We start from the raw sequence: 15,845 nt of genomic DNA, 5'->3' as shown, positions 1-15,845 counted from the left end.
ATTATCTCCCCTCACTTAAAGATGCTTCGCCAATATGCTTCACTGCATCATGAATATTTGTAGGTAATAATTGCATATTATTAGGGCTACTTTGAGCATTATGATGCCATGTATATTTATCAATTTGAGCTTTACCTGAATAAATATCTTCTAGCTGCCTTTGAGTAAATAGATTTTTATTGACTTTACCTTGCTCTATTTCTTGCTTTAATGCTAGAGTTGCATTTTTCATTTCAAGCTCTCTCCTTACTTTACTAGATAAATTTTGATAATTTTTAGGCTTCTCAATTTTTGTGGTAAATGTCGCCACATCATCAAAAACAGGTAAACCTCTCGTATCATACGGAATATTTGCGAGCAGTTTTGTATTACCAAATTCATCAGGTTTAGAATGAACTTGAATTGCTTTGCCACCTTCTGATTGAATAATCTGAACACTTTCTCCCGTTTTTAAGGTTCGTTCTGTAACGGTAGAACGTGCATTTTGAACAACCGTGGTCGATTTTACATTATGCTCTCCAAATTTATCTTCAATTTTTGCTCTTGTTTGTTTTGGATTATAAATAGCTTTTTTATTGGAGGTATTGTTTATATCCTCTTTCGCAAACAAATGCGCAGCATTCATGGCTAATTCTATGCCTTTTTCAAAATCAGTTTGCTGAGCTTTTAATGCCTCAATCGTTTTCGCATTTTCTTCTTCAACTAACTGATAGAATTTTGTTTGCTCATCTAACGGTAAGCCATTCAACCAGCTATGCAATATACCTGATAATTCATCTGCAAAACCAACAGCACCCAATAATTCATTCGGTACCGTTGCTCTACATTCAATATCACAATTAGCAAGCAATTCAGCTCGTTGTTTTTCACTTAATTCTTTAAATCTCTGATGAACTTCCCCAACACTTTTACCATTTTGAATAGCTGCTTTTAATGATTTTTGGTATTGATAAACATCTTTAAGGGAAAGAGCATTATTCTCCACCGCTCTTTTCCCAATCTCCGCCCCAGCCACAAAACTGCCTGTGCTGTCGCCAACTAAACCACCGCTTAAACCAGCTGCGATTTGACTTAAATTCGCCACGTTTTGTTTTTGGCTGTCGGTTAGGTTTTCCGGTTTTTCCGTGCCGTAAAGCGTTTGCATAATCAAGGGAGCTGCTGCCTCTGCGGTTAATGCACCCACTGCACCGGCTGCGGCGTTGTTGCCTGTGAAATGCGCTTCTACTGCACCTAATACGGCGTGAGCAATTAAGTTGGCTTCTTTATTATCGCCGGTTTGCTCTTTAATCAGCTTGTTCAGATATGGCGAAGCTGCGCCCACTGCCGCTTGGTTTACGCTGCCTGTTGCCAAGCCTTGTAGAGCAGCGGTGGCTGCTCGAACACCCATTTGTAAGTTGCTGCCTAAGCCGTATTCCGCTTCAATCGCTTGTGCTTGGGCTTTGAGCTCGGAGGATTTTGTTGGGTTGTCTTTCTCGATAGCGTCCGCTTCTTGGCGTTTTTTATCGGCTTCTTTGAGCTTATCGCCCACCGCAAACTGCAACCAGTCTTCCGAAATCTGCCCAATGGTTTGTGCCATTTCTTGGCGTTCTTTCGCTTTGGTTAAGTCTTGCTTCTCCAGTTTTTGGTTCGCATTTGCTACATCTCGATTTAGGCTTTGCAAGGTTTCTTCAGCAGTTTTGCCCGTTTTCTGTTTTTGGGCTTCGCTGTCGGTAATTTGTACATTGATATTCGAGCTAATCGCGGCTTGTGTTTGGCTGCGTTCACTTTCGTTTGTGTTACCTAAAGCACTTAATGCCGCACCCATTGCCATCGTTGCCATTTGCGACATATCCGTGCTTGCCCCTGCGGTTACGGTGCTGACTTTAATATCGCTACGGTTTTCAATGTTTTCTGTCGTGAGCGTGCCTGTGGTTAAGCGGTGGTTTTCTTTTTTTCCTTCCGCATTGATAACGCCGCCTTTTAAGTGGGTGTTTTCGGCTACGTTGATAGCCGAGCTTTCTTTAATATTAAAGCCAGATTGTTGAGTAACCTGCGCATAATCCACATTGGCTTTGGTGCGGCTACCTTGAGCCGATACGCTCGAGCCACTTCCATAAATAGCGACTGAAGCACTTACACCACCTTGCGTTTGCTTGCTGTCATATTTTTCAATATCTTGCACGCTTTCAATATGCAGATTTTTGGTATCAAGTGCTAAGTGGTTGATATTCGCCGTCGCGCCTTTTAAGGCTGTGGTTTCGTTTGCTTTAATTGTTAAACGGTCGGCGTTGATTTCGGTGTGGTTTTGCACCTGCGAGTCGCTGTTTGAATGCCCTTTGCCTACGCTTGCGGCTCCTTCAATACCTAAACCGGTCGAACCGCCCGATTTGCCCACAAACACGCCCAGGCTCCAACTGCCGCTCTTGTTGTCGCTGCGGTTGGTTTGGCTGTCGGTGGTGCCGAGTAGTGTAACGTTGTTGCCTTCCAAGGTCGCTTCTTTGGCGTTGATTTTTGAGCCAACAATCGTGTTATCGCCCTCAGTGGCACGAACTGTAACCGAGCCGGCACTTAACTCACTACCTTGATGGGTAGTTTGTTGGGTGTGGCTGGTGGAGACGGATTTACTTGCGCCCACACTCACCGAGACTTTCGCATCGCTATTGGCTAGCGCTTCGCTGACACTGTCCGCTTTTTGTATTGCGTCAATCGCTTGGCCGGCTTTTTCTGCCATCTCAATGGCTTCGTTCGCTGCTTTCACTTTCAGCAATTTATCAAGTCTTTCGTCTTTGACTTGCTCCGAACGTTTTAAGCTGCTTTGCACTGCCATTGCCGCATCGGTTACTGCAGAACTGAAAGATACCGTTAAGCCTGACTGTTTATACTCGTGGCGTTCTTTTGAACTTAACTCATCTTGGCTTGCACCAATGTAAGTTGATTTACCTTCAATCGTAATGGCTTTGTCGAGTTCTTTAGAAGCAATTAAATCTGTGCCTGAAAGATGGGCGTGATTGCCTGCTTTCACACTCACATTGCCCGACACACTGCCCAGCGTACTGCGTGCTTGACTTTGTTGCCAGCCTTCCGCTTCGCTTTCGTGGGTTTCCGATTTTTTGCCAAAAGTAATGCCAATGCCACCACCCGAGAACACACCCGATTTTGATTTTTGCTCAAAATGGGTTTCTTTAAAGTAGTTCGTATCGGCAGAAATGCTGACATTATTGACCGCTTGTAAGCTTAAATCCTTATCGGCAATCGCTTGAAGGTTTTGGGCTTTTAGGTCATTGCCGGCAGAAACCAATATCTCGCCACCGCCCAATGTCGTGCCGACTTGGGTTTTGTCTTGATAGGTATCTAAGGTCGTTTTCTTCGAACTGCCGAATGCCCCACCGCTTTTCGTGTGGTGGTATTCCGCATAATCACTTGAGGTACTCGCCGTTCCCAACACCACATCATTTTCCGCTAACAAGGCTAAACGTTGTTTTGCTTCCAGTTGTGCCGCTTCGCTATAAATGTTTTGACCGCTTAGCACCACATCACCCTTGCCTTGCACACGGCTGACTTCAACACTTTGTACCGCTTCATTACGATAGTGGTTGCCGCCGCCCATCTTCTCATCAAAGCCCACCGATAAAGCGGTCAGATTTAAGTTGTTTTTTGCAGAAAGATAGGTTTGACCTTGCCCGTCATTGATGATGTCTGCACCGGCAAGAGTGATGTTGTTCGCTTGGATTTGCAGCGTACCGTTCTCGCCTTTGACGTGTAACAAGCCTTTACGACCAATGGTGGTGTCGGTGCGTTGGTAGCCTTGTTCATTCACGGAAGTCGTATGCGTTTGGCTTGTGTGGTTAAAGTTGCCGGCAACGTTCAGCAATATCGCGCGGTCGGCTTCTATTGTGCCGCCCACGTTCTCCATATCGCCACTTACCTTGCCCACAATCGCACCACCGCTGATGTTGCCGCTGTTGCGAATGCTCTCGCTGTCAAACTGCACCAGTTCACGACCGGCAACGGTGCCACTATTAATAAACTCGCCACCTTTGTGAATCACTTTATTACCCGAAAGCAACGTGCCATTGCCCGTGATGTCGCCTTTTTTCGCCAAGGCATACACTTTCGGCACTAACACGTTTTCCACTTTGCCGTTTGGTAAAGTAACCTGCTCGCTCTCCAACCACACAATATCTGCCGTCAGCTGTGCCACTTGGTTTGGTGAAAGGGCAATCCCCGGGCGTAAGTTGAATTTTTGGGCAAAGGTGATACCCGCATCCATCAAGCCACGATATTGGCTGTCAAAATCCGTATAATTCCCGACAAAATTTCTGCCCGTTAAACGGTTAATTTGCTCACGCACTAAACGCTGCTCATAAAAACCGTCGCCTAAGCGTTTTTGCACCGCATTCGGCTCATAGCGTAAAGCATTGAACATATAATCCGAACTTAACCAACGTTTTTGATTAGTAAAATCCGGGTCGGTTTCAACAAGTACACGGTTGGTCGGATTTGCATTAACCCGATACCACACATTCTGCGGAATCACTAAATTCGGCTGAATACTCCGCACTTCTTGCTGTTCGTTCAGGGCAATGCGTACCAGTGGGCGAGCTGAGGTATTGGCATTGTTCTTCGCCACCGTGGTCGGCTTAAAGGCTTCATCACGCAAGGTTTGGAAGGCATCTTGCTTCCCTGTCGGCGTTTGAACATCTACAGTCGCCCCATTGCCCGACCAAGCACCTAATACATCCATCTGATGCGCCATTCCGCCCAGTGAGGTAAACGAAGCCGAGCCGAGCGAGTTTAATCCCCCCAGCGTTTTGTTCCCTTGTGCAGAAAGTGCGTCATTCTGTACGCTCACATTGCTTAACGAAAGTTGATGAAGCGTTTTGTTTTTGAGTGAATCATCGGTTTGTTTGTTGTCAGCATAATTTACATTTTTTTCTGTTCTAACCACCTGCATATTAAATGGTGTTTCGATAATGCGGGTGTAATCATTTTCACCGTCCCATTTACGCTGATGATAACGTCTAAATCCTCCACGCCAACGGCTGTAAGTGTATTCACTTTTACCTGTATCTGTTATGCGATGTCTGCCCTCTTCATCTTCATTTTTAATTTTATTTTCGAGCAACATATCTTGACCGGCAATCACCACACTGCGATTATTCACAAAAGACTGACTATTGGCTTCTAAATTTCCGCCGGCAATAATTTGCCCTGCAACGGTCGTCAAGACTTTACTTTCATCTTCACGATGATGGGTTAATTTAATATCCCAAAAACGACGATAATAAGGTAATTTGAGTTTATCGATACGATCTTGGTTATGTTTTTGTATACCCTCATCTACTTTTGTCAAAGCCTCCTTATATTTATTTTCCCATATCGTATAAGGTTCAATATGCGTACGATAGAAATCCCATTTTTCTTTTGCTAATGTATATGCAGCAAGTTGATTTTCATATTCCTCAACTCTTTTCTGATAAGCCTCTTCTTTCTCAAAAAAACGTTTTCTAGGCTTGCTTGGCGCACTACCCGGATCTTCCTGTACTTTAAAGGTATCAAATTCTTTTGTGCTATCATCAAGTGAGAACCAATCGGCTTCTTTGTACCAAGGCTGAGCCTCTAATTTATCAAATGGAAATAATGGTGCAGCCTCAGCTGGAGCTGTTGCATTAAAATGTGCCCAAATTGGACTATCTATCCCATATTGACCCGCTGGATCGTAGTTACATTTTGCCTTCTCTCCACCATATTCATCGCAGTTCATTTGGTTGCGAACAGCAAGCACCATATCAGGTGTAATCTTATCTCCTGCTTTTAATTCTACAGGTTTCGTACCATCACTTTGGTAAACTAATTGTCCTGCTCGGCTCCAACCAACCCATTTGAGATATTTCATAGGGATAAACGGACTATTAGAAAGTGCGCCTTTCTCTTCTTTCAAGGTGTTGATGAACGTTGCAGGTAATTTATCATAGCCATCTTTAGGAATGATATAGTGCTCATTGATTGGTTTTGTTTTATCTTGTAATAACGTAATATCCTTATTGGGTTTACCTTCTTCAACATGCTCCACTGTAAAGTGTGTATTATTGTTATAAACCTTATCCACCCCAAAACGAATACGGCTTTCTGACTCAATCACACTACTGTTATTACGCAACACATCTGCTTTGCCTTCTGCTTGATGATGCTCATTTAAGATGCGACCAAAGCTCATATCGCCCACGCTGAAAAGCGTTGCGCCTACTTGGTTATCCGAAAGGTAATAGCCGGTATTATTCTCAATTTCTCGTGCGCCAATATCTAAACGCCCACGTGCAGCCACTACCGCAGAGAGAATTTCGCCATTGCCGTAATCTTTATCGCGGTTTTCAAACTTATCCGCTTGCAGGGCAATATTATCGCCATAAATGCGTCCTTTGCCCGTGTTGGTTAAACGACCACCCACCTTAATCACGGTTTGGGCATTTTCATCGGCACTCACGCTGTTGATTAACCCTTCATTGGTTAAATCGCCTTTTGCAGTAATGTGCGTGTTAGCACTACTGATGCGTCCATCAATACGGTTGGTAATATGGTTGGCATTTAAGGTAACTTGCTCATCGGCATATAAGTTATGCTGATTGGTCAGATTACCTGCCGTGCTAATGGATAAGCTTCGGTCGGCATTGATGTGGTTATTCGTCACAAAATCTTTTTGCTGGCGAATCGTAATATCTCGCCCTTCAATATGCCCGTTGGTCGTCACTTCATCTGCAAAAAGGGAAAGCGAATCCACCGCTTGCAAACGCCCGTTTTGGTTGTTAAGCGTCAGTGCTTTACCCTGAATCGCGACATTGCCACCGCCGGTTATTTCGCCTTGCTGATTATTCAGGTTCGATTGTATCTGTAAATCGCCTTGCACACGGCTATGGATTTTCCCTTGTTGGTTATCCAGCACCTGCGCTGAAATCGTTAGCGCTGAGGCTAAAATCCCTTGGGTCATCTTTTCATTCGTGGCTTTGGTCTGGCTGTTATTCAGTTGTGCGGTCTGGATGGATAAGACATTACCACTTTCAATAAATGAGCCGGTGTTACTCACTTTTTGGTTGTTGATATCCGCCGTTGCATTCAGCACCAGTTTATGTTGGGTGCGGATTTCGCCACCTCGGTTATCAATTTGGTTCGCTTGAATCGCCATTTCGCCCAAACCGTGGATTTTGCCCAGCTGTCGGTTATCCAATAAACCATTGACGTGAATGTTGCCTTGGTTTTCGGCATAAAGTGTGCCTTGTTGATTGTTTAATGAATCACTTTTGAGCACAAATGTATCTTTGCTGATCACGCTGCCGTTTGCATTATCAAGAGCTTGCTTCAGGTTGAGATGGAGTAAACCTTGCTCGTTGTACACTAAACCTTGTTGATTGTTTAAGGCAGTCGCTTCAATAGTGGCTTGTTGTTTGGCTGTGATATTGCCAAGTGTATTATCTAGTGTTGATAACCCAGAAAGTGATAGCGTCCCCTCCGTTGCACGCACTTGCCCTTCACGATTATTGACTTCATTCGCTTTTATATTGAGCGTTTCTTTGGATTTCACTTGTCCTTTCACATTGTTCAGATTGCCTTGCACTTGGACAGTGAGAGCTTGGCTCCCTTGCAATAATCCAGATTGGTTATCAATGGCTTGGGCAGTAAGAGCGGCTGACTCACCACTGATTCTGCCTTGGCGATTAGTGATATTTTCACGTGCCGAGACCTTTTGTCCGCCCAGCGAAGCCAATACCCCCGAGTCATTTTCAAGGTTGCGTGTGTTCAAGGTTTGTGCCTGTTGGCTTAATAAATAACCTTGTTGGTTCAGGAAATTTTGTGTTGTTAAAGCTAACTCGCCTAGCGCAATAATGCCTTTATTTTGTGCAGAGACTTGCGTTTGTTGGTTATTCAAATTGCCTTGATGCGTATGAATCGTCATATTTTGGCGACTTTGAATTAAACCGGCAGTGTTGTCTAAATCGCCACTTTCAAGCGTCAAATTCGCCCCGGCACTTAACTTACCTTGCTGGTTTGTTAAGGCTTGTTGGTGGGTGGTAATCTCAAGATTGCCTTGCTCTGCCACAATCGCTGCATCATTGTTATTGAGCTGTCCGCTGTTAAGCGTTGCATGGTTTTTAGCAATGATTTCACTTTGCTGATTATCAAGCTGACCGGCAACTGTAATGTGCAGATTTTCGCCCTGTATTAAGCTGCGATTGGTAGAAGAAATTGGACCGCTTGCCGTTAAATTGAGCGATTGATTCGCTTGAATCACGCCCCCTTCTTGTTCAAGAGTAATGAGATCCGCTTGCAGATTTTTTGCATCCACCACACCTTGATGGTTACGCACGATACCGGCATTTAAACGTAAATCCGCTTCAGACTTCATCACACCCAATGCGTTATGCAATGTCGCACGCCCCAAATGAATGTCGGCTTGTTGCGTAGATTGAATATGACCTTGCTGATTATTTAACTCACCGGCGGCAATCGTTAAGGCTTGCTGGCTGATAATTTTGCCTAAGGTGTTATCCAACGATTGCTGGTGCGTATTTAAACTGACACCGGTTTTCCCTTGCACCAAGCCGTTTTGGTTATTTAATGCGCCACTTTCAACTTGTAGTTGTTGGTTGGCAACCACTTTACCGTACTGATTATTGATCTGCTGTTGTTGGCTGTTAAGCGTTAAATTGCCTTGCTCGGCAAGCAACAAACCTCGTTGGTTATCTAGTGCTTGGCTTGTTATCGCAAGATGATGAGTCGCAGAGATTTCACTGTCTGTATTAGTTAATGCCTGCTGAACCGTTAAGGTGGCATTATCTGCCGCGATCACACTTTTTTCTGTTGATTGGAGTGAGCCGGCATTAAGGGTTAATTCGCCTGCACCAATTTGACCTGCCGTTTGTTGTAAGCTCTCTGCAACCGTTAAGGTCACCTTTTTTGCACCTGAAATGATCCCTTGGCTGTTCTCAAGATGTTGAGTCGTCAGCGATAAATCTTCATTACTTTGTAAGCGCCCTAAGCGATTGGTTAATGCCGTGCTATTCAATTGCACAGATTTAGCTGAAATCACGCCTTGGGTATTCTCTAATTTCCCTGAATTTATCGTTAAATTACCTGGCGTTAAAATTCCCTGATTTTGACCTTGGGTTTGTTGGTTGTTTAACGTTTTTCCATGCGTGTTAATCGTGATCTCTTGTTCGCCATAAAGCAAACCTGCCTGATTCTGCAATTCGCCTGAATTGACCGTCAGTTTACCTTTCGCCGTGATTTGACCTTGAGTGTTATTCAACTGCTGTTGTTGGGTCTGAATAGTGATATTCCCTCCAACGCTATTGATAACCCCAAGTAGATTGTTTAAGCCCTGGCTTTGAACAGTGAGATCCCCAACCGTATTTAAACGGCTTTGTTGATGACTGAACGGCCCTGAGACTTGAATATCTGCCTTCGTTGCCGAGATCAAACTGCCCTCTTCGCTCGTTAAACGCGCTGCATTTAACCACAGTGTATCCGCCCCAAGCTGCCCTGCTGTTTGTGAAAAATGATCAGCGACAGAAATATTAGCAACCGTCTTCCCTGAAATAATCCCTTCCTTGTTTTCAACCGACTGTGCAACAAACGTCAATGCCTGATTTGCTTTGATTAAACCTTGCGTGTTATCAACTGCGTTAGCCTCTAGCGTTTGTGCTTCTCGGCTTGCAATATAACCTTGTTGATTAACCAAATCTGCGCTTTTTAGCGTCAATTTACCCAATGCCACAATCCCTTGTTCTGATGAAAGGGTATTCTGGTTGGTTAATGTTTGATGATGGGTATCAAGCCAAATATCACTTTCGCTATGAATTGCACCTTGGGTGTTATCTAATTTTCCGCTATTTAACGTCAGCGTAGATTTTGAGCGAATTTTACCGGCGGTATTATCAAGCGTTTGTTGATGGGTATTGATATCAGCACGACCTTGTAAACTCTGAATGTCCCCTTTTGTATTATTTAATGCTTGGCTTGAAATCGTTAAAGCCGCCGTTTTCGCTTGAATCAAGCTGTTGCTGTTATCTAACTGATTCGCCAGCGTTAAATCCGTTTGATTTGCCACAATACGGCTATGCTCACGGCTGTGCAGATTTTGAGCCGAAAGCGTGATACGCTCCGCCTCAACCATGCCTGCCGTTTGGCTTAAATTTCCGGTCAGTGCCAAGGTTGCCTGTTGGGTGGCATTGAGCGTGCCGTGGTGGTTCGTCAGGTTTTGTGCGTTTAAGGCGAGGTTTTGTTGGGTATAAACCAAACCTTGGTCGTTATTGACGTTCGTGGCAGTAAGCTGTTGATTGCCACCGCTAACCACTCGCCCTTGTTGGTTGGAAAAATTGGACGACTGAATATTTAATTGCCCCAATGCCACAATGCCTTTGTCTTGTGTTGCCGTGAGCGTTTGTTGATTCGAAAGTGTTTGCCCATGGGTATTTATCGTCACATTTTGATGAGACTGAATTAAACCGCCGTCATTAAGCCATTCGCCCGACTTAATCACAACGTCTTTCTCCGCCACCAACATGCCTTGCGTAGCATCAACCTTACCTTGAGCAACATTAACCGTCAGCTTGCCTTTCGCCAACAAACGCCCTTGTTGGTTATCCATTCCCTGTGCATTAACCGTTAAATCCCCTTGGGTTTTAAAAGTACCGCCACGATTTTGCAGTTTATCGGCAACATTGAGCTTTAATTCGCTGCTGCCGGTTTGCTCCCAAATGGCACCGTTGGTATTCAGTGAGCGTTGTTGGGTCGTCAGTGTTTCCGCCTTCAGCACGCTGTTTTGCGTTTGGAGTTGGGCTGGCGTAGTGAGATTGAGCGTTTTTTCTGCCATCAGCACGGCATTATCCGCTTGAATGTTGCCCGCTTTTGCTTGCACATTCAGCGCATAGGCGTGGATTTGGCTGTTATCAAAGTTCGCCTCAGCAGCATTGACTTGGACATTCGACGCCAACACCTTGCCTTGCAGCGTACTTTTTCCGGTCGTGTTTACTACAATCGATTGCCCTTGGGCACTTGCTTTTTCAAGGGTACGGGTTTCGCCGTTTGGAGTGTCTTGAATCTCTACACCGGCGGCAATTAAGGAAGACGTTGAAGCGGTAACCTTGGGTGCCTTGTAGGTAATACGCCCTTTTGCCACCGTTTCACCTTGCTGGTGAATGGCTTGGTTTGCCGTTTGATGAATTTGACCGCCACGTGCGACTACAGAGCCATCTTGTTGAATATCGGCTGCCGTGTTAAAGGTCATGTCGCCTTGGCGGTTTTCGATTTTACCTCGGTTTTCAATGCCTTTTGTGCCTGCTAGTTGAACGGCGTGATTGGCGTTTAAAGTTCCGGTATTGACAATGCGACCTTCGCTGTCAATTTTGAGAGTTTCCGCACTCGCCCCAATATGTCCGGCATTGTGCACGCCCACGCCTTTTTCCGTGCCGATAAGATGAATTTTGCCCGAGTACATGCCACCCAACTCGCCAACATCCACCGCCACCTGTGGGCGTGGTTCATCCGCAAGCGGTTGATTGTTGTGAATAATTTGTAAATCTGTCGAAGTTTCCAACCGCTTGACCGTATTCTTACCGGTAATCACTTTAGCTTCTTTTTTAGACCAAACACCGGCATTGACTTGCGTTTCTCGAGCAATAATCTCGGTGTAATCTACTCGGCTGTTATCCAACCCCTTGCCCGATACTTTGACCTTACCCTTTTCCACCACAAAGCTTTCTAAGTTGCCGTTTTTAATCTGTGGTTTACCGGTTGTGAGCGTCGCACGGTTAGAGTTGATAATCCCACACCCTTCGCAATGAATACCGGACGGATTGGCAATAATCACATCCGCCTTTTTGCCTGCTACTTCCACATAGCCTTTTAACACTGAGGGGTCGGAGGAATTGACTTCATTTAAAATGACCTTGGCTTCCCCTCTCGCCAAATAAGGATTGCCCGTAATCAAACCGCCTTGCTGTGTTTGCACATTGGTGCGGCTGTTGTTCAAAATCGCCCCCTTGGTATCAACATCAAATTTGGCATATTTATTATGTGAAAGCCCTTTGTCGTTCGGGGTTTGAATATTGACTTGCGGTAAACCGTTCGCTGTTTGTAGTACTATCGGTTGTTGATTTTTCGGGGCGGATTTATCGGCTTGAATAATCAGATTGGCTAATGCCGAATTAGAGAATGCTACAAAGCCTAATGCACAATAAAGGCTAAAGGTAAGCGGTCGGATTTGGGCAAAAATGTGCGATAAGCCAAAAGCGGACGACTCCGTAGATTTACCTTCTGATTTTGCTAATTCAGAGGTTACCACCAAACGCTGAAGCGTTTTGCTGAAAATCACACGGAAACATTTTTTATTCATTTTTTAATCCTTATTTCAAAATTTTTTATTCAAAATCATGTAGGGTGGATGTAAATCCACATTACCCCACAAAAACCTTGCTCCCTCCGTAAACGGAGGGAGCAAAGTGATGTCATTTTTTATTAGAAACTATAACCCACATTAAAGCCTGCTACGGCGTTAGAGGTTTTAAAACCTTGTGGTTTGCTGATTGGCTTACCGACAAAAACATCGTAATAAAAGCCTTGCCAGCCACCTTTAATGCCCATCGCCATTCCCATTAAATGATGACCTAATTGCGATTCGGTTGCCCAGCCCATCACTCGTCCACCATCTAAAGCAAAATAAAGCTGTTGCCCTTTGCCATTCACATTCCAAGCCAATTCATTCCGCCATAACCAGCCCCGCTCACCAGAAAGCGTTAATTCGCCATCAAATCCTCGCACCGTATAACGCCCACCAATGCTAAAACGGTCTTGGGCAATCAATGGTGTTTTGTTCCATTGTGCATTCCAACCGGTTTGATATTGCCAAGGTTGTTCGCCTAACATAAATGGTTGGGTAAAATCGATTGAAGCCGAGATGATTTGTGGACGAGATGTCCCTTCGCCCCAAAGCTCTTCCGGTGCAGATAAAGCACCTCTTGCGCCTGTTCCTCGTTTATAATTCGCTGATAATTCAAGTGTGGCACTGCCCAAATATTCTTTATGTGAAAGCCCGGCTTCCCAACCTGCCATTCTGCGTTGTTGAACTTCAACTTCCGCCCCATCAACATAGTTATGTGATTGACGAGACCAAAAACTTCCCGAAATGGACGTTTTGCGTTTGCTATCTCGATAGAGTAGATAAGAAAGTGTTGCTTTGGTGGTATTGCTCTCACCGGCATACAGGTAGTTATTGTCAAAGGCTCCGAAGACTTCTTGATGATAACGGCTATAAGTTTGTGAAGCAGAAAGTGTCCAATAACCAAAAGGAATTGAATAATAGAAGGTTAGATTTTTGCTGGCACGGTTGCCTTTATCATCATTATGCGTTTTTAAACTATGCGTGAAAGCCGTATAAAATAGGTCATTTGCCGAGAACATATTATCAAACGACAACGTTCCGCTGGCTTGAAATTTCCCCGTAGAGGTTGAACCGGCATCATCTAAACCAATATTCAGCCGAAAAGGAAAAGCTTGTGCATAACTGATTTTTAAATCGCTCTCGCCAAGCTGTGCTTGTTCGCTTTCACTCGGTAAGATCTCAATGTTCGCCTCTGCGCTCGGAATGCGTTTCAAGTTTTCCAAAGACTGCTCAATATCACGCACATTTAACAAGTCGCCTTTAGAAAAAGTAAACCCCGTTAACGCATGTAAACGCGTAAAACGAGGTACTACACCGCTATCAGCTACAATGGTATTGCCAATCCGCCCAGGGATAACCGTTAAATGTAACTGCCCACCACGTAAATCCTGCTCAGGAGTTACCACACGGGTTGTCACATAACCTTTTTCAATAATTCGATTTTGAATTTGCTTCATTAAAATACCTAAACCTTCCCCACCAAAACAGTGCGGCAAGGTTAGTTTTAAATCTCGGGCGGCTTGTTCAAATGCCCATTGGAATTGGCTTTTAGAGGAAGTGGGCGTAGTGGAGTAATCGATGATACTAATACGATGGATGGGGTAACAAGGCATTTCGTGGTTTGATAATGTCAACCTTTCCTTATTGGTGGTATCTAAACGTACATCAGATTGAGGTTGCAATATTTTATCTTGTGCTTGTTGAATGTGTTGCTGTCGTTGTTGCTGCGTAGCATCAATTTGATTTAAGCGAGAGAAGTTTTCAGTTTGATTAGCAAAAAGAGAATTAGGAAGGCAGGCAAATATCATTACCGAATAAATATGCTGATAAACTACTTTCATATTTTTACTCAAGATGACGAAATTCATGTCGTTAATTTTATGCTATTTATAATTTATAATCAAATACTCATTGAATTTAAAATACTTCAATTAAACAACTTTATTTTAAATATTAAATTAAAAAATAAAGCAACCCATTGCTGAGTTGCTTATGAACTGTGATTCTAAAAAATGGATATATAACAAGTTAATCAACGCTAACCTGATTACCATTAATGCTCACAATATAGTTATGTGTAGTATAGTCTGCACTACCTGATAATCTGTTACCAATAGAATTAGCCATAATTCTACACTTCTTCACACCGTTGTTATCAGATATTTCTTTAGATTCAAAAGAAGAAAATGCAATATAATTCTGCATTCTTGTTGTACCTTCAGCAATACTTCCTGCACCTTCCATTGCTCGACCAAACATATCCCAGAGTGGATTAGAGCGGTCTAACCCTTGCGTAGCGTGCCCTACAAAAAATTGAGCGAGTTTATTTGCTTGAACATTTTGAGCTCGAATTCCTTCGTTAATGAATCTGCGGACTGTTTCTTCAACAACATAATCATCGCACTCAATTTCCTTTTGAAAGGTAGGTACTAGTTGTAAAGGCGATATACTAGGCACTAAAACATCTATACTAAATGCAGTAGCAATCACTGGAAAAATATATTTTCTAAACTTAGAAAAAGCCATTTTATTCTCCTTGTTGTTTTTCAGGATTTTCAGACTCTTTTTTCTTTAAACTAGATATTTTGCTAAATAACTCTTTAGGATATGTACATACTATTTTCAGGTATGTTTTTAGAAATTCAGTTGAATTAGCATCAAGATGAGATGTTCTACGATGTGCAATGTAGCAACCGACAATAAGATAGAAATAGATCAACTCTTTCATAATGGTTTCCTTCTGTAATAAGATGATTGATTTTTGGGATTAAACTAAAATAGATAAACTCTATTGTTCAAAGTTTTCATTACCATATTCTTTGACTGTTTTATCAAAACCTAAACGCTTGCAAGCTGGCTTGCTGTTAAACATAATCAAATTTGTTGAAGAATTAGCAGAACCACTTCCCATATCTTCAGCTAAATAGAGTGATTTCCCATTCTTAATAGAAAGTTTGTAAAGTGGAACAATTCTTCGATAAGCAGAACAATGTTGTTTTAATTGACTTATCGAAACATCATTTGGATTAAGATTGAATATCTGATAAAAATTTGATTTAGATAAACTTAGAACGTGGCTGAATCCAAAGCTAATATATTCAATTTTATTGTTCTTCGTTTCTTGTAAATAGCTTACTCTATTATTGAAGGAATAATCATCATTTGGGGTAAACCAACCAAATGTAGATTGATTCACTAAACTAGGTGAAAATAAAAATACTTGTTCATTTTGCCCATCTATCGATATCGTTGTTAGGTGTTTCTCTAAAATCGTCAATACTACTTTAGCGTTATTCATTTCGCTAAATTTCTCATAAAACTCATAAGAAGGCATTGTATTGCTAGGTTGTAATGCATTTGCAAATGAAGCTAATTCCTCACAAGATGTCAGTGATAAAGCAAGTGTTGTTGCAATAAAGACTTTTTTCATATC

At 43.0% G+C, this 15,845-nt stretch carries 5 protein-coding genes; all 5 read right to left on the bottom strand.

Going from position 1 to position 15,845, the window contains the following annotated elements:
* Nucleotide 1: 1 nt before the first annotated feature.
* The 5 genes from ACXVWP_RS04895 to ACXVWP_RS04875 all read right to left on the bottom strand — a co-directional run bounded on the left by ACXVWP_RS04895 (nt 2) and on the right by ACXVWP_RS04875 (nt 15,842).
* Nucleotides 2-12,367, bottom strand: a complete 12,366-nt coding sequence (locus ACXVWP_RS04895) for a two-partner secretion domain-containing protein (RefSeq protein WP_297568346.1) — start codon at nt 12,365-12,367, stop codon at nt 2-4.
* A 122-nt stretch (nt 12,368-12,489) separates the two neighbouring features.
* Entirely contained in the window at nt 12,490-14,253 is a 1,764-nt protein-coding gene (locus ACXVWP_RS04890; protein ID WP_297568343.1) for a ShlB/FhaC/HecB family hemolysin secretion/activation protein, read from the bottom strand.
* A 187-nt stretch (nt 14,254-14,440) separates the two neighbouring features.
* On the bottom strand, nt 14,441-14,938 hold the full coding sequence (locus ACXVWP_RS04885) for a hypothetical protein (RefSeq protein WP_297568340.1): 498 nt from the start codon (nt 14,936-14,938) through the stop codon (nt 14,441-14,443).
* 1 nt (nt 14,939) lies between these two features.
* Nucleotides 14,940-15,140 (bottom strand): hypothetical protein, encoded by a 201-nt coding sequence (locus tag ACXVWP_RS04880; RefSeq protein WP_458473280.1) that lies wholly within the window; start codon nt 15,138-15,140, stop codon nt 14,940-14,942.
* Nucleotides 15,141-15,200: 60 nt separating this feature from the next.
* Nucleotides 15,201-15,842: a hypothetical protein gene (locus ACXVWP_RS04875; protein WP_297568332.1), complete on the bottom strand. Its 642-nt coding sequence runs from the start codon at nt 15,840-15,842 to the stop codon at nt 15,201-15,203.
* Between the last annotated feature and the right edge of the window lie 3 nt (nt 15,843-15,845).

It is taken from the genome of Haemophilus sp. SZY H56, assembly GCF_054332415.1.
Note: the sequence above shows the minus strand (reverse complement) of the source record. Positions and strands in the feature narration are given on the sequence as shown.

What these genes read in the sequence shown, in the direction of transcription:
- ACXVWP_RS04890 (WP_297568343.1), bottom strand. Translation starts at nt 14,253, where the DNA reads ATGAAAGTAGTTTATCAGCATATTTATTCGGTAATGATATTTGCCTGC.
- ACXVWP_RS04880 (WP_458473280.1), bottom strand. Translation starts at nt 15,140, where the DNA reads ATGAAAGAGTTGATCTATTTCTATCTTATTGTCGGTTGCTACATTGCA.
- ACXVWP_RS04875 (WP_297568332.1), bottom strand. Translation starts at nt 15,842, where the DNA reads ATGAAAAAAGTCTTTATTGCAACAACACTTGCTTTATCACTGACATCT.
- ACXVWP_RS04885 (WP_297568340.1), bottom strand. Translation starts at nt 14,938, where the DNA reads ATGGCTTTTTCTAAGTTTAGAAAATATATTTTTCCAGTGATTGCTACT.
- ACXVWP_RS04895 (WP_297568346.1), bottom strand. Translation starts at nt 12,367, where the DNA reads ATGAATAAAAAATGTTTCCGTGTGATTTTCAGCAAAACGCTTCAGCGT.